The 14706-nt window shown below is 50.9% G+C and carries 15 protein-coding genes and 1 pseudogene; 8 read left to right on the forward strand and 8 right to left on the reverse strand.

Annotation, left to right across the window (positions count from 1 at the left end; translation table 11 throughout):
- Positions 1-77: 77 nt before the first annotated feature.
- Positions 78-1646 carry a type VI secretion system contractile sheath large subunit gene (tssC, locus tag BMI79_RS07390; RefSeq protein WP_076941488.1) on the reverse strand — a complete coding sequence of 523 codons (1569 nt, stop codon included), beginning with the start codon at positions 1644-1646 and terminating at the stop codon, positions 78-80.
- A gap of 24 nt (positions 1647-1670) precedes the next feature.
- A complete protein-coding gene (gene tssB, locus BMI79_RS07395) occupies positions 1671-2168 on the reverse strand; it encodes a type VI secretion system contractile sheath small subunit (RefSeq protein ID WP_076941489.1) in 498 nt (165 codons plus the stop codon).
- Between the two features lie 775 nt (positions 2169-2943).
- Here tssB and BMI79_RS07400 point away from each other — a divergent pair.
- Both BMI79_RS07400 and BMI79_RS07405 read left to right on the forward strand, forming a co-directional pair.
- A complete protein-coding gene (locus BMI79_RS07400) occupies positions 2944-3561 on the forward strand; it encodes a DUF2913 family protein (protein WP_244157317.1) in 618 nt (205 codons plus the stop codon).
- Between the two features lie 287 nt (positions 3562-3848).
- The gene (locus tag BMI79_RS07405) at positions 3849-4040 is read left to right on the forward strand and encodes a hypothetical protein (protein ID WP_076941490.1); all 192 of its coding nucleotides are present in this window, start codon (positions 3849-3851) and stop codon (positions 4038-4040) included.
- Here BMI79_RS07405 and BMI79_RS07410 read toward each other — a convergent pair.
- The 6 genes and pseudogenes from BMI79_RS07410 to BMI79_RS07430 form a co-directional block, all read right to left on the reverse strand.
- Positions 4025-4690, reverse strand: coding sequence for an ECs1377 family protein (locus tag BMI79_RS07410; RefSeq protein WP_076941491.1), 666 nt, complete (start codon positions 4688-4690; stop codon positions 4025-4027). The two genes, BMI79_RS07405 and BMI79_RS07410, sit on opposite strands and share 16 nt — an antisense overlap.
- Positions 4691-4837: 147 nt before the next feature.
- Positions 4838-6028, reverse strand: a complete 1191-nt coding sequence (locus BMI79_RS07415; RefSeq protein WP_482822391.1) for a putative zinc ribbon protein — start codon at positions 6026-6028, stop codon at positions 4838-4840.
- 9 nt (positions 6029-6037) lie between these two features.
- Positions 6038-6238: pseudogene (locus BMI79_RS24685) on the reverse strand (DUF7828 domain-containing protein); the annotation flags it as partial.
- A 333-nt stretch (positions 6239-6571) separates the two neighbouring features.
- Positions 6572-7621 carry a YagK/YfjJ domain-containing protein gene (locus tag BMI79_RS07420; RefSeq protein ID WP_076941493.1) on the reverse strand — a complete coding sequence of 350 codons (1050 nt, stop codon included), beginning with the start codon at positions 7619-7621 and terminating at the stop codon, positions 6572-6574.
- Positions 7622-7834: 213 nt separating this feature from the next.
- On the reverse strand, positions 7835-8881 hold the full coding sequence (locus BMI79_RS07425; RefSeq protein WP_076941494.1) for a YagK/YfjJ domain-containing protein: 1047 nt from the start codon (positions 8879-8881) through the stop codon (positions 7835-7837).
- 581 nt (positions 8882-9462) lie between these two features.
- Positions 9463-9717 carry a helix-turn-helix transcriptional regulator gene (locus tag BMI79_RS07430; protein ID WP_076941495.1) on the reverse strand — a complete coding sequence of 85 codons (255 nt, stop codon included), beginning with the start codon at positions 9715-9717 and terminating at the stop codon, positions 9463-9465.
- A 589-nt stretch (positions 9718-10306) separates the two neighbouring features.
- On the opposite strand from BMI79_RS07430, the gene BMI79_RS07435 reads away from it, so the two are divergent.
- The 6 genes from BMI79_RS07435 (at position 10307) to BMI79_RS07460 (ending at position 14696) form a co-directional block, all read left to right on the forward strand.
- On the forward strand, positions 10307-11263 hold the full coding sequence (locus BMI79_RS07435; protein WP_076941496.1) for a hypothetical protein: 957 nt from the start codon (positions 10307-10309) through the stop codon (positions 11261-11263).
- A gap of 459 nt (positions 11264-11722) precedes the next feature.
- A complete protein-coding gene (locus tag BMI79_RS07440; protein ID WP_076941497.1) occupies positions 11723-12334 on the forward strand; it encodes an EcsC family protein in 612 nt (203 codons plus the stop codon).
- A 150-nt stretch (positions 12335-12484) separates the two neighbouring features.
- Positions 12485-13216, forward strand: a complete 732-nt coding sequence (locus tag BMI79_RS07445; RefSeq protein WP_076941498.1) for a YaaW family protein — start codon at positions 12485-12487, stop codon at positions 13214-13216.
- 51 nt (positions 13217-13267) lie between these two features.
- Positions 13268-13957 (forward strand): helix-turn-helix transcriptional regulator, encoded by a 690-nt coding sequence (locus BMI79_RS07450; RefSeq protein ID WP_076941499.1) that lies wholly within the window; start codon positions 13268-13270, stop codon positions 13955-13957.
- A gap of 33 nt (positions 13958-13990) precedes the next feature.
- On the forward strand, positions 13991-14209 hold the full coding sequence (locus BMI79_RS07455; RefSeq protein ID WP_076941500.1) for a hypothetical protein: 219 nt from the start codon (positions 13991-13993) through the stop codon (positions 14207-14209).
- A gap of 115 nt (positions 14210-14324) precedes the next feature.
- On the forward strand, positions 14325-14696 hold the full coding sequence (locus BMI79_RS07460; RefSeq protein ID WP_076941501.1) for a hypothetical protein: 372 nt from the start codon (positions 14325-14327) through the stop codon (positions 14694-14696).
- The last annotated feature ends 10 nt before the right edge of the window (positions 14697-14706 follow it).

The raw sequence follows: 14706 nt of genomic DNA on the forward strand, positions 1-14706 counted from the left end.
TCCTTGCATACGACTCGGTGCATCATCCACGGCGTTGCTGCTCAATGGGCGACAACACCGGGACAAAGAGGTGACTGTCAGGCCTTCGCTTTCGGCATCTGCGACACCAGGGACAGGCCCACATCCAGCCCTTCGACCTGGAAGTGTGGCACCGCGTACAGCTTGACGCGGAAGAAGCCCGGGTTGTCTTCGATGTCTTCCACCGTCACCTTGGCATCACGCAGCGGGTGAGAGGCCTGCAGGTCATCACCCGGATCGGTCATCTCGGTCACCAGGCTGCGCACCCAGGTGTTCAGCTCCAGCTCCAGCAGGCGGCGATCTTTGGTGGTGCCGATGTTCTCGCGCTGAATAAGCTTCAGGTGGTGAGCAATACGCGACAGCAGGAAGATGTACGGCAGGCGTGAGTTGATGCGGCTGTTGGCCGTGGCATCTGCGGTGTCATACAGCGCCGGTTTCTGCGCCGAGTTGGCGGAGAAGAAGCAGGCATAGTCGCGGTTTTTGTAGTACGACAGCGGAATGAAACCGAGGTTGGCGAATTCAAACTCACGCGTTTCCGGGATCATCACCTCAGACGGGATCTTCACCTGATTACCGGTGCCCAGATCGTACAGGTGGATTGGCAGATCGGTCACTGCACCACCGGCCTGCGGGCCGCGGATCTGTACGCACCAGCCATTGTCGATAAAGCTTTTCACCATGTTGGCGGCAAAGGCGAACGATGCATTGGTCCACAGGTATTTATCGTGGTCCGGGCCGGTCACTTCTTCCACATAGTTGAAGCTGCGTACTGGCACAGTATCCGGGCCATACGGCAGGCGGCCCAGCACGCGCGGCATCGTCAGGCCGATATAGCGCGCATCGTCGGTGTCACGGAAGGATTTCCACTTGATGTATTCGGCGCGGTCAAAGTAGTTGCCGATATCTTTGATAGCGGCCACTTCTTCCATCGAGTTTTTGAGGAAGAACGCCGGACCAACGGCACCGATAAACGGCATATGGGCGGCAGCGGCCACTTTGGAGAGGTTGCGCAGCAATGCCACGTCTTGGGCGCTGGCATCAAACTCGTAGTTGGAAATCACCGCCCCAATCGGCTCACCGCCGGGGGTGTCGTATTCCGCAATATAGGTATGGCGGTACAGGCCGCTCTGGATGATTTCCGGGCTGTCTTCAAAGTCCTGACGCAGGTCGTCTTTGGCAATGTCGAGCAGTTCCAGCTTCACGTTCTGGCGAAAATCGGTTTTATTCACCAGCGATTTCAGGCCACGCCACAGGGATTCCACTTTCTGGAACTCCGGGTGATGCATCACCGCGTCCAGTTGGCGGCTGATTTTTTCATCCAGCGCGGCGATGTGGCTGTCCAGCAGGTTCTTGTCGAGCTTCTCAACTTTCTGCGCCGACTGCTTCAGCAGGTCTAAAAAGACGCTGACGGCAGCGGTCACACGCTCATCGGCCGAGACGTCCGCTAGGGCATCGCCGTCCTGAAAAGCCTCAATGCCGTTAAGCTGGGAGACCGGGTTAAGGTTGATTTTTTCAAACAGCGACGCATAAACGCTGTGCGGCGCCGGAGCGTTTTTTTCCAGCACGGTGGTGGTAGGGCTCTGACGTTGTGCCGTTCTTTCCTGCAATGCTTCTTCCTGTCCAGACATGGGTCTTTTCCTTATCCCGGGCGATTAACAGTTTTCGAGTGCCAGTATTTCCAGTTCCGTGCGCAGTTCGTCGCTGAGCGCCTCATCCTTCAGGATGATTTCGAATTCGCGGCGGAAAGTGGCGTTGTCCAGCAGGTTGGATTTGAGGTCGCGTAGCAGATTGCGCATCGCCAGCATGGCGCGCAGTTGCGGGATTTGACGCGCCACCTGCTCGGGTTCGAAGTCTTTCATGGCGCTGAAGCTGAGGTTGACGGTGGTGTCGCTCAGGTCGTCGGACAGGGTGTCAGGCACGGAGAGGGCGAGCTTGGGGTTGAATTCGGCCAGCACGCTATCGAAGTTATTTTTATTGATATTGATTTTTTCACGCTCAGACAACGGACGCTGTTCTTGCCCATTGCTGTAATCCCCCATCGCCAGCAATTTGAGCGGCAGCTCGACTTGTTTCTGTGCGCCACCGGTATGCAGGTCTAATCGGATATTAACTCGGGCTTTGGGGACTTCATTTTGGTAGGATTTGGACATGGGTCTCCCTGTTCAATTAAGACAATAAAGAACGGTCTGCCCTGGAGAAATCAATAAGAATGGCTAACCCTGCCAGACAAAAACTTCCTTTTCACATCATCGGATGCGGACGAAAAAGAGGGTCACAAGCCAGCCCATTCCTTACCGGATAATGGCAGAGCGCTGTGTAAATAAGCTTTATCTGAATAAAGAACGTATCCAGATAAAACTTACCGCAGGCAGTGTAGAAACCTTAATCAGATTAGTGAAACCCCGCAATGTAACAAAATATTTCAAAAAGGCATTCGTGCGACCTCTCTCATTGCGATGATTATTAAGAATTTCCCACCTCAGCGCCGCCAACGCTTATCCGACGTGGGTTAGCACGGAACCCTCGGTTGTTCAGCGAGCAATTCACCACGATTGAAAGGGGTCTTTATTGCCCGATATTTTTTATAAGGACGCTCAGGGACAAGGGAGATGGCATGATTTTAAAAAGCGTCTATCACACACAAATACATTCACCATATGAATGTATTCTGCTTTTTTAAGTTGAAGTTGGCTGCTGTTTACTGCCTCCCGACACATTGAATTTTCCTGTTCTCCTCATCTCATTTGGCGACACATGCAACACAGCCTTTCCCCATCAGAAACCTCATACCCCGAGCATGCATTGCATTTTATTGTGCAGGTGTGTAAAAAATGGCACTGCCCGCATCCGGTGCTCATGAAAGCCCCCCACCCTCTTACTGAACAATAGGCTGAACATCTTGTTTTGACGACTTTGGAGTATGATTTGCGTTCAGATAGCGTTTCCCAAGATATTTTACCCGAACTGGCTCGCTTTGCCTGGTGTGGTCTGGTCGCACTCCGCCTGGCCCAGCAGCAAGGCCGTGCGTTGTCTGACCTGCAGCAGCGCCTGTTTCTGATGCAGTGGTTGGCTTCCGCCCAGAAGCAGAAACGTTTCCCCAAATGCGTGGCCTCGGACATCGCCTGGTTATTGATGCAAGGCAAAAAATACGGCTTTGCCGCCAAACTGAGTCACAAGCTCGATTACCTGTATCGCTCCACCAGCGGTGTGCTGGAACTGCAAAGTGATTTATTCAGGCTGACCTATTTCCTTGAAACCCTGAAACCCATGGACTGGCAGAATGAACAGGTGACGCAGGAAGAGTGGACGCAAGGCTTCAGCGCCAACGCGTCGACCAGTACGGTATATGCCGCCAAAGCGTTACTGGAAAGCAACTATAATGAGGCGGGACAATTGCTGACGCCCATGTCATTGCGGTTTGCCGGGGATACGGGGGTATGCCTGCACTCCTGGCACAGTGCCACCTTTCCTATCAACGCGATCCAGACCTCAACGGTCTGGCGGTATTCACGCTGTTGCCAGTACCGTGCCGCTCGCCTGTAATTGCTGGTGCCGGATCTTTGTGCTGATGGTGCCTCACGTTCAAAGGTCGTTGTCCACCGTGTACGCTGCCTGCAATGGGTGGAGTTAAAAACCCTGTACCGTGGGTGATGGTATCGATTTAATACTGGCCGTTGACGCCCCCCCATGCAACATTGCCATAGCGGGAACAATGGTCTAATTTTACAAACAGCCTCTTTCAACATGAAAACCGGGATAGATTGACGCTCTCCATCAAAGGGGGGATCTTCTTCAGTAAACACGGGTTCTCTCCGCTGGAGTTCTTCGGCATGCCATTGAAAAAACTGTCTGCCCCCAAACTGCTTTTTCTGTTTGCTATAAACGCCAACGCCGAAAAAATTAATGGCGTGGGCGTGAAGAAACTGAATGTGATTGACCCTGTTGAACAACGCACAATGGATGCGGTGGTGTTTTTTCCTGGCGCTGGGATTCATTGTTGTCAGCGTTACACATCCTGGTGACAATTTTCAGGATGCAAACCTGATTGGGCACAGCGGTAGACCGGTACCGGGCGGAGGGTGGCGGTGAGGCTGTCCCAGATGGGTACCTCAGCGGTTGCAATACGCATCCCCTTTTTTCTGAGCACTGCCACGTCAGCGGCGATCCGCTGCATACCGAACCAGAACAGACCATCCAGCGCCGTCACTGCCAGTCCGCTCTCCAGCGCCTGCTTAAGCCGCTCACGCGGCATTCTAATTTCCCTGGCAATCTCCCGATAAGGCGCAGCGCTCTCGCCTGACGATCCTTCCCGGCGAATGCGGGTTGACAGACGGTAGTGAAACTCTTCCGGTATCTGATTTAAATCAGATTTCACGCTGTAAACACAGCCAAAACGCTTGCCGTTAAACACGACGTTTTTCTGACTGAGTGGCAGTTCATCACGCAGCCCGGCAATCAGTTGCGGGGCACGCACCAGCAGCAAACGAAAAGGCAGTTCAAAGCTGGTGACATAATCCACATTCAGCAAGGCGATACGCAGACGTTCGGCACTTCCAGCCCTAACCTGACGGCACTCTTCGATAACCTCAGCCCATTGACGTGTGATACGCGGCGTTTCGTCGATTTCCGCGAAGCGGTATTTTTCAAGGTGGTAATCAATGCGTTCGGCCATGCTGGGCTCCTTTCCATTCTTCGTTGATAACTTTATCAACGGTCAACAAAAAGCGGAAATCAATTTACCCACCACAACCTCATCCTGCCTGACCTAGATTGCTGACGACGTTCGTCAGCCCTGGACGGTATGAGTCTCCACCCTGCATCATTCCAACCGGTCGTCTATTTTCTCAAAATTGGCCGCACCGCACACAGATTCACCTTCCGGCAACGCCAGCCTTGCGCAGAAATCCATTTCGGTCATGGCCGTTAAAGCCCATTTGACCTCATCAAGGGTATCTTTACGTTGCGGCAACACCGACAGGCAGCCCGGATAGCGGTAAACTTTCTGTTCGACATCATTAGCCACATACCTTCCACGCCCCTGTGTCACCGTCTGCTGCCAGTATTCGCCTAACTGTTTTGCCAGGGCCGGGCCCGTATCCGGTTGGTCGGCAGGAAAGAAAACCAGCAACTGCGCGAAGTGCCCCTTGACCCTGCCGTATTCCCGGTGCCAGAAAACGCCCTTAATGTGCGTCAGCCCGTCTTGTGAAGGGAGGCCGTCCAGAAAATGCGGAAAATCCTGGGGAAGACGTGCCAACTGCGTATCGCTCTGCTGATAGGCAAGTTCAAGCCCGACCATGACGAAAGACGGATAGCGCACACTGAGCCCGGTCAGCCACTGACAGGCCAGAGACCGGTGCTGGTATCCCTCGCGTAGCCAATGCGTCAGCATCTGCTGATGTGTCTTGGCTTTGTGGCCACCCAGCAGGCTGCGTATCAGGTTCATGCATACGGTTTCGTTGTTCATGGCGTCCTCCTGATATTGCCCGATAAGCGCTGCGCACCGTTGCAGAGTGGGATGGAGCCTGCGTCCTTCGTCCACCGCCTCCCCCACCCGGGAGAGGCGGCTGCATATCGAGAGAGCCATTGTGGGAGTCAATGGCGTTGCCGCCATGGCTGACAACACGTTTTGTAGCAGTAGATAGGGCTCGGTCAGGCGGTCCAGGTCGTGAGTGACACCGGGGTGAGTGGCACCCTGTTCTGCAACTGGAATTAAAGTCGATAGCGTCAGGTGTTCGAAATACCGATTCTGCTCTGCAACGGAAAGGCTTAGCGGGGCCGTGCCGATGGCAACCATTTCAGCGTCCCGGTTACTGATTTCGGTGGTGTAATGGGTATCGTCGCAATACAGGCAGCACTTTTTACCGTGGTAGTCACGCTCACACATCGCACAGAAGTAATGCTGTAGCCCTGGCAAACCCAAGGTGTCATTGCCGCGTTGTATGTTTTCCTGCAATGCTTGCGCAAAGGGGGTGAGCGGCTTGACGGGAGGTGGGTTTGACGGTGACAGCAAAAACGCACAGGTCTCCAGTGTCTCTGTTGCACTCTGCTCCAGGTCATGTTCAAAGTATCGGCCTGCCTTATGCGTCAAGTGCAGCCGCAGCGGATTGCCGCAACTAATACAGTGATAACGGGCCTGGGGATTGAGTGACAGGTCGTCCGCTGACACGGTGCAACCATCCTCGGTACAACCGGTTGTGATTTTAGTAAATTGCATCAACATGAAAGGCTCCAGAAAGGCGTATAGCCTCAGCGTCCTGTTGTCATGGACGTGGGTAATGTGCCGCGGTGCTATAGATGAAAGTGGGGGGAATGGACTGCGTTCAGGGCTCAGTAACGAGGCGGGCACGATGATTCAGACGGGTTTGTTACCGTGAATGGAGGACACCCTGTCATCAGATGGCGCAGCGTTGTAAAAAAATACCCAGAGATGGCTGTGCAGGCTGCCAGTAAGGGATTGCCACTACAGGCAATCCCGCGTGTATGTTCATCAGCAATCAGTGGATACGGACACCGTCACGGCACGGACAGTGTTCACTGTTGATGGGTCTCGTCGTCACTGTTGCATGACCCGTGCACTGCCAAAGGTACGCCATGAGTTGGGCAGGGTCAGGCTGGCGTAGGCGTCTGTTTGGGCCATGTAGGCGATTATCCGGTAGAGCTTCGCTGGTGCTGCCGTATCGCTCTGATAAAGCATCATGAATCCCGGGTAGGCGTAATCGTCCTGAAGGTCTTTCCAGCAGAAGGATTGGCCAGCGTTCTGGGTGACCGTCTGCCAGCAGGTGCCGATATCCACACCGATGCGGGCCTGGGGGGCCACCTGCATGGCGTTGAAAAAACACAGCAACTGATAGCTGAACCCTTTGACCGGGCCATGCTGAAGTGTCCAGACATAGCCTACGCAGTGACGAAAGTGCGGATGGCTGTGCAGTATGGCCAGTAACTGACGACGGTGTTGGCGAACCTGCTCTGGTGAAATGTCGTATGTGACTGCTTGGGTGTAGTGGAGGTCCAGCCCCACCATCATCAGCGATGGGTATCGACGCAGCAGTGCGTCGACAACGCGCCGCGCTTTCTGTCGATAGGGTTCATTTTGCATCAGGAAGTGCTGCACCTGATAGGGATGCAGCACGGTCTCAAGGCTTTCCCGAAAGTCGTCGACCAAGCCCGCCAGCCAACGGGTTTGCTCAGTGGTGCTCTGGTGATAAATGGCACCGTTGCCTTTGTTCTGCCGATAGCTGTCGTGGTGTTGCCTTGCTTTCTGGATGAAACGGTCCAGTGTCGGGTGTAACACCCGATAAGGTGGCAGATTTTCCGCCAACAACGCGGCTTGTCCCGGCGTTGTTAATCGCAAGCCGTATCTGAAGGTATCAACGGGGTTTAACAGACCACGTGGGGCAGTGGTTGCCATTGACACCATTGGCACATGTTCCACCAGGATTTGCAATGCCTGAAGCCGACCGTGAAGGTCACTCAGGGTGTCGTAGCCGCGGGTGGCTACGACGGTTTCAGAACCAAACTCCTGCGTTTGAAGCCAGGACGTGGCGAGTTGCAAATGGGCATGATAGGCATCGGGTTTAACACGTTGTTGAGGTTGTTTTTTCATGGAACTCTCGTGGGTAATGCTTGCAGGGGAGCTGCGGGGCTGATTTATCGTGAATGTGCGTGCTGAGTGGTTTATAGGTGCCTGGGCAACACCAGCTCAGCAGCGCACCGGAAGAGAGAGGCTGTTTCTCATATCCCTGTGACGGGAGATAAAAATTAACTAAACGACAGTGAGGTGAGTGATAGATTGGCCGCTGAAGATGCTGAAACCGGTTTATCGTGCACGGGGACGCCCACGGCGAACGGCTGAGGGTTGAACCATCTCCCCTCGCCCGAAGGACCGGGCACCGTTGGGTAATGCCAGGCGGGCGTAGGTATCGACTTTGCACAGGTAGCGGACCGCGATGTTCAAGCCTTGGCGTCGGGGAGCATCTGTATAGTGAAGCAAACCTATCCCCGGAAAGTGATAACGTGCCTTGTCGGCATTGCAGTTGAAGTAATGCCCTGCGCCTGCGGTAATGACATCACGCCAGTATTCACCCAGCAGTCGTGCAAGAGTCACATCCTGCCGAACCAAGGTTCCGTCATAAAACACCAGCAGGTGATAGTGGAACCCTTTGTAACGTCCGTATTCAAGCTTCCAGATATAGCCCACACAGGCTTGAAACAGTCGGTGTGCCTGCAGGTTCTTGAAGAAACGCTGACGATGCTGGTGGGCCAATTCGGCGGTTATGGTCGCTTTGGTATCATTGCGGTAAGACAGGTCAACCCGGAGAGCCAGCAGTCGGGCGTGCTGTTCAAACAGGGCATCAGTGTACCGAAGGGCGCCGCACAGATTCTTTCTGGCTGCACGTTGGTATTGACTAGATTGCCGCTTGTGTGACGGCGTCTTCAGCCCAGACCTGAATTGTCGAACAAAGGTATTCAAGCGCTCTGCCAACGGTGTTATCGCTTCTGGCGTGCTATCTGTCATGGTCAGATGCTGTTGAATGTTGTGCTGCCCCGCCAGTCGCTGGAATAACCTCAAGGTGGGATGAAACTCGCGTCGCTCGTCGTTTGCCGCATTCACTGACAGCAATCGCTTCAGCGCGAGTAATATCCGCTTTCCTGTTGCGGTAGGTTTTAATGAGGCGTAACGGGCCGATGGAGTGTACTGCGCGCTGAATTCATCACGGTCTGATTTGGCGATATATTGTATGTCTCTGAAGAGATAAAGCAGTTCTTCAAGATAATTGCCATCGTGGGTGACCTGTATAGCCGATGCCGGTTCTTCATTGATACTGGTCGACAGTGTCAGATATGTTTCATAATTCATGGTCATGTTTATTTATCTCAATAGTGATGAGTGATGAAAACACAAGCAGAGTCACTAAGGACTCTGCATTATTGCTGAAACAGGGAAAGGTTGTGTATTAAAAACATCGCCAGTCACTCTGCGTTATAAGGCGATAGGCTATTCTGACGACGGTTTACATAGGCAGGCAGTGCAGATTGAATCTACAGCCATTGGCTAGCGGTTAAGGCTGGTTTAATTCGCAAGGTACTTCACGCTCTGATTGCGTTTAACTCTGGCTTAATAACTTGACTCAGCCTGACGGTTTCATTCGCTCAAGGTGTAATTGGATGGGTTGAATGAGTGAGTCAATGTTAATCCAATGGCGTTAATGTAATTACCAATCCAATGGCGTAACTCAATCAACATTAATTCAATATTAATTCAATAATATAGAATCCCTAAATAACCACACTATCACTTAGGGCCAATGGATAGCCTTTAGCAATATCCTTTACCCTATGGCAAGAGGAAACAAAAAATAATCAGCATGGTAAGTTAGTGTACTTTCTTGCTGGAAATATTAACGAGAATGCGGGGTTGGAAACAACAGAAGGTGAGGTTGATGATTACAGGCCGACAACAGACAACTCTTGATAGTCTGGAGGAATATAGTCCGGGCGTGACTCTCTTATTCTTTCCACTTCCCAGGCTAACACTTCACTTTTCAGCCAGCGTGAACGACGACCAAATTTGATGGCAGGTGGAAAGCGCCCAAGCGCAATCAATTTATAAAACCATTTATCCGTCATGCCGGTATGGGCGACGATAAATGCCATATCGACAAACTGGTCATTCAGCAGACTTTTGATAGGGGATGGCATGTTATTTTTCTCCATGGTGATGAGTGAATGGAGAACGGACTGCGGTAACGTCAATTGGCATGTTGATTTATGTCAGTGCGCCACAAAGTTCTCTATCACATCAGTCATCCAGGTAAAAAAATACACATGTATCGCCAAACCGCCATAGACATTCATTTCTAGTCGCAGATTCATAGTCCCCCAGCATAGTGCATCACTTTTTAAAAAAGAGGCTTCAATTTCTGTTATCCATCTTAAACACCATACTCATAAGTCGCCAGAAAACAGCACTAGAGCAAGCCCACACCTGTCAAACAAATGAGACGCTGGGTGCCCGTGGTAAACCACTAAGCTAGGTGTACCTTTGGTTGTTTAAAATCGTGTAAAAATAAATTAAAACTCTAAAAATAAAATCTTAACTAACTGATTTAAAATAATTAGTATAATAATCTGGCGACATAAAAATAACAAAAACCTGTCAATAAACCCACCAGCTTACGCCAAAAACACGTCAAAAACCACTTTACAATTACTCAAGAGTAATGTAAAAAAACGACAAATTCTCTACGTAGTGATAATTTAACATACATGAAAACATCAAGGAGTTGGGATGGCTGTTAATAACGACAATAAAGAGGTTGCCAATAGCAATGACACTGTTGTTAAGATAAGAAACTGGCGGGAAGCCAGACTGTGTGTGAATATATTAACTAATCAAGGTTTTCACTTCCCGAATACAGAACGTACTAATTTAGTGCATTATAGCAATGCCATCAATTCTTCAATAAAGAATAATATTTCTGATAAAAAAAAGAGAGAGGAATTCATTGCAGGTATTCAGAGGGCTTGTGTGGATGAAGTAATTCCTGAAAGTGCCTTTGAATGGATAAAGGATAATCCCAGGGCATGCTATTGGATATGGTATCAAGTGTGCACTGTCACAGTTGAAAGACTATCTAACTACAAAGAACCTGACTATGAAAGGAGAATTCCTTCATATGCTCAAGGAGAACCAGATAACACCCCATCAGCATCTATGCTATACCTATACTCACAACTCAAACTTAACCTGCTTCCATCGAGCCATCAGGAAAGATTTAATTCAATTATCGACTTTTTTGACTTGTGGCCAAACAGTTATTCCGCAAAATCAAAATATCTACTTGATCTCAAGCAGCAGTGGAGTGTTATATTTAATATGCGCGATCCTTTTCACTGGCTCAATGAAAATGATAACCCTCAATGTTTGTGGGCATGGGAGTATGTGTCGACTAAAATCCACAACTATTACATAAAACCATTATCATCAAAAGATTATTATAATGCCACATACGCATTATTTGATACATGGAGTGTGCATTTTGACACCAAGAGGATTTTCTTCATGCAAATGAGCAAAGCGTGGGGGCAGAAAAAATATCGAGACGGGTTGACTCACAAAGTCGCATTAAACACATATCTAGATTCAGAAGTGAAAATGAAATTAGATTCTCTAGCCAAAGAGGAAGGCAAGAAAATTAACGAGATGATAACATCACTCATCAATAATGCCTTTGCCAGGAAGTGATTTTTATAAATTCATGGCGGTAATATTGTTGTTTTAAAAGCACGATTTTGATGAGGGTCTTTTAAGTTTTTTATACAGCTCGATGAGGGGTGAAGAGTAAACGGTTTTATGGGGCGGTCTTTTTATACAAGTGCACAGTGTAGGTGTTGCCATCATTAAGCCGTCTAATGACGGCAATTTTTTATAACGTAAAAAATGCATGTATGTAAAGGGTTGTTGATGTTTGAGCGTTATTTTGCCTTCTTGAAAAAGTCATTTTTATCGCACTCTTAAGTAATATTTTTTCAACGTGTTATAACGAAGCATCGACACGCCACTAATTGAATTTGCATAAAAGTTTTATTCAAGATGCTCATGTTATATCTAATCAACACATTTTCACACCTATATCACTGAAGGGAATTACGCCACAGCATTAAGCGTGGCGTGTGTTTTCCACTCAATGAAGCAGGTTGTAATATGCAGGATGAGACACCCTCTCTTTCACCGTTATCCCGCTGGCTGGATGCCTTATACGCCAAAGCCCTACAAGGCGGTCCCGGCATCAGCTCCGCCCATCAGTTGGCAGAGCAGTACCGTAACACCTTTTCAACCCCACAAAGCGCCGCCCTGAGTCTGGTCCGCTGGGAAGCCGCCAAGGCGGCCACCAGCGGATTTATGCTGGGTGTAGGGGGCCTGGTGACACTTCCCGTCACGCTCCCCGCCAGCCTGGTTGGGCCACTGTTGCTACAGTTCAGGTTGATTGCAGCCATCGCTTTGCTGGCTGGGCATGATGTTCACGACGTGCGTACCCGCCATCTGGCTTATCTCTGTCTCGGCGGTACTGTCGCTAAAGACGCCTTGCAGGCTTATGCCGCCTGTTTGTTCCAACAGATGTCAACGCGCTCCCTTGAACAGGTGACTGAAAAAACCGCCACACTTGTGACCACTCGACTGGCTGGCCGTCTCCCGGCAGCCCACGTGAGCCATCTTGTGCCACTGCTGAGTGGCGTGGTCAGCGGCGGTCTGGATTATCTGGCAGTACGGTCAGCAGGAGCATTGGCCTGCGCCGCCTTTTTGCATAAGGCCTGAGCCGGTTTTTCCTTACCTGCCGCGTCACACCCTGTCCAATTTCTACCCTCGATGTCAGGAAAATCACCGTTTTGACCGCCATACCCTGTCAGACCTCTCCGTTACAGTAGTCGCCAGTTCACGACCTACGGCCAACACAGGAGAAATACCATGGCGACCTACCGCATCGACCCCGACCTGACATTTTTAGGGCAGTGCTCCAACGACGACCTGGGCGCACTGGTCTCTGTGCTCACCCACGATACCAAAGATGGCAAAAAGCGCTGGTCCGAAAGCCTGACCAGCACCCCGGAATACACCCTGTTTTACCCCGACCACCAGAAGTATTGGACGGCCATCGGGGCTGAACTCCAAGCCTTTGGCGCCAACAGTCTGGCGACACTGACTCGACGCAACAAAGGCGTGCTCTACCGGGAGTTGCTGACAGATGTGTGTAAAAAGCTCAAGGTCAACTTCAGCAAGGACAGCTCCATTGAAACTATCGAGCTGAACATGTTGTTGAAAGTGATGGAGAAAAGCCTGGCAGAAATGACCGAAGAGGAGTTGCAGCAGTTATCTCATGACATGCAGCTCAATCTCTCCAAGCCCACACCTCAACTGGTGTTGATGGCGTTGCAAGCCGCCATTCGCACCTCGGGAGTCGCAGCGCTGGAATTGGCTACACTGGCGGCCATCAGCGTCATCAATACTCTCGGCGGGATTGCCACCATAGGTGCCCTGTTTGCTGCACAACGGGCGCTGGCTGTATTGGCCGGGCCCATCGGTTTGACGCTGAGCTCCGCCTGGCTGATTGCCGATATCACGGGCCCGGCTTATCGGGTCACCGTACCGGCCTGCATTATCGTGGCTTACCTGCGCCAGAAACACCTCGCACAACAATAACCCGCGCCCCTGTACGGTCGTGCAGGGGAACCTTTCACTCAGGGAATAATTATGTCCGCACAGGAACGTCGCCATGACAGGCTCGCCTACCGGTTGGCCTCCATCATCAGTCGGCTCTTCAATGGCGAATCCCTCTCCGTGGCTGCGTTGGCACGGGAGTTCAATGTCTCATTGCGTACACTGGACCGGGATTTCAACACGCGTCTGGTCGGTCTGGATATGGATTACCATGAGGGCTGCTATCGGCTGGCTGACTCGCAACGCCCCTTTCGTACCGACAGGGACATCATCCAGTTTGCCCGCATTACTGACGTGAAGCAGTTCTTTCCCGCACTGGACAGAAAGCTGTTGTCCGTGTTGCTCAACAGAGAGCGGGACTCGCCCTACATCGTCTATAACGCGCCCCCGAAGCGGTTGCCGTCGTTATTTGGCGGATTTTATGTCATTACCCAGGCGATTGTGGAGAACCGGATTATCCGCTTTGTTTACGAAGGCCTGAAGCACGCAGCCGCAGAGCCCTACAAACTGATTTATTTTGCCGGGGATTGGTATCTGTGTGCTGCCATCAACAACATCATTCAGGTGTTTGACATGCACCACCTGAGCGATATCACGCTGACCATCAGCACGTTCGTCAAAAAGGAGGCCATCAATAACATCATCAGCGAAGAGAAGTTCATCACTGCGTTACCGCATTTTCAATATATCAAGGCGTTGACCGCATCCGAATCGGGTCAATAGACATCACGATATCGCGTTAAAGAGGGAGCTGCCATGTCTGTATTTCGTCACCTCGCGACAGCCACGGGGATTATTACCACCTTGTTTACCGTCTATCAGGCTCAGCGTGCCATGGCTGAACAAATGCGTAAAGACGCCTGTTCCCCACAGGCTGTGTGGGTCGGACGGACTGGCGCATTGTTTGTTACCACGCTGCTTATAGGTGGTATGACCGATGCACTGATTCAACGCGTGTTCTCTCAACGCGAATAGCCCACGCCTCCCGATACAGGGAAGCGATTGTTATTTCACTGAAAGTAAAACATCCACTGGGTTTTCAACTGCCTGGATGAATAGTCATACACGTAATTTATCAATGGAGAATATCATGCGTAAAATCAGCGTATTACTTATCGGCCTCTCATGGGTATTTTCGAGCACGGCCACGGCCAAGGTCAATCTGGCAGAGGTTGAACACTGGAAGAATACCGGTAACGAATATCGAACCTATTCTTACTCAGGCAATGTGGGTGTCAGCGACAAGATTGTTGTCGAAAAAGGCAATAACGCGGTGATACAGCAAGATGCCGGTGCCAGTTGCCCGGCAGGCAGCTTCTATCTGGTCAACAAGGCAAACAAAACCTACCAGGCGATTGACAGTGGCACCTGTGATGACAGGAACTTTGCCGTCAAACTGGAGAAAAACACCGTTACGTTCACCTCTAAAGGAAAAGTCACTGCGGTCTACCCGGTCTATTAAGCCCTCGGGG

It is taken from the genome of Serratia oryzae, from assembly GCF_001976145.1.
GTDB classification, from domain to species: domain Bacteria; phylum Pseudomonadota; class Gammaproteobacteria; order Enterobacterales; family Enterobacteriaceae; genus Chania; species Chania oryzae.

What these genes read in the sequence shown, in the direction of transcription:
- tssC (WP_076941488.1), bottom strand. Translation starts at nt 1,646, where the DNA reads ATGTCTGGACAGGAAGAAGCATTGCAGGAAAGAACGGCACAACGTCAG.
- tssB (WP_076941489.1), bottom strand. Translation starts at nt 2,168, where the DNA reads ATGTCCAAATCCTACCAAAATGAAGTCCCCAAAGCCCGAGTTAATATC.
- BMI79_RS07405 (WP_076941490.1), top strand. Translation starts at nt 3,849, where the DNA reads ATGCCATTGAAAAAACTGTCTGCCCCCAAACTGCTTTTTCTGTTTGCT.
- BMI79_RS07410 (WP_076941491.1), bottom strand. Translation starts at nt 4,690, where the DNA reads ATGGCCGAACGCATTGATTACCACCTTGAAAAATACCGCTTCGCGGAA.
- BMI79_RS07420 (WP_076941493.1), bottom strand. Translation starts at nt 7,621, where the DNA reads ATGAAAAAACAACCTCAACAACGTGTTAAACCCGATGCCTATCATGCC.
- BMI79_RS07425 (WP_076941494.1), bottom strand. Translation starts at nt 8,881, where the DNA reads ATGACCATGAATTATGAAACATATCTGACACTGTCGACCAGTATCAAT.
- BMI79_RS07430 (WP_076941495.1), bottom strand. Translation starts at nt 9,717, where the DNA reads ATGCCATCCCCTATCAAAAGTCTGCTGAATGACCAGTTTGTCGATATG.
- BMI79_RS07435 (WP_076941496.1), top strand. Translation starts at nt 10,307, where the DNA reads ATGGCTGTTAATAACGACAATAAAGAGGTTGCCAATAGCAATGACACT.
- BMI79_RS07440 (WP_076941497.1), top strand. Translation starts at nt 11,723, where the DNA reads ATGCAGGATGAGACACCCTCTCTTTCACCGTTATCCCGCTGGCTGGAT.
- BMI79_RS07445 (WP_076941498.1), top strand. Translation starts at nt 12,485, where the DNA reads ATGGCGACCTACCGCATCGACCCCGACCTGACATTTTTAGGGCAGTGC.
- BMI79_RS07450 (WP_076941499.1), top strand. Translation starts at nt 13,268, where the DNA reads ATGTCCGCACAGGAACGTCGCCATGACAGGCTCGCCTACCGGTTGGCC.
- BMI79_RS07455 (WP_076941500.1), top strand. Translation starts at nt 13,991, where the DNA reads ATGTCTGTATTTCGTCACCTCGCGACAGCCACGGGGATTATTACCACC.
- BMI79_RS07460 (WP_076941501.1), top strand. Translation starts at nt 14,325, where the DNA reads ATGCGTAAAATCAGCGTATTACTTATCGGCCTCTCATGGGTATTTTCG.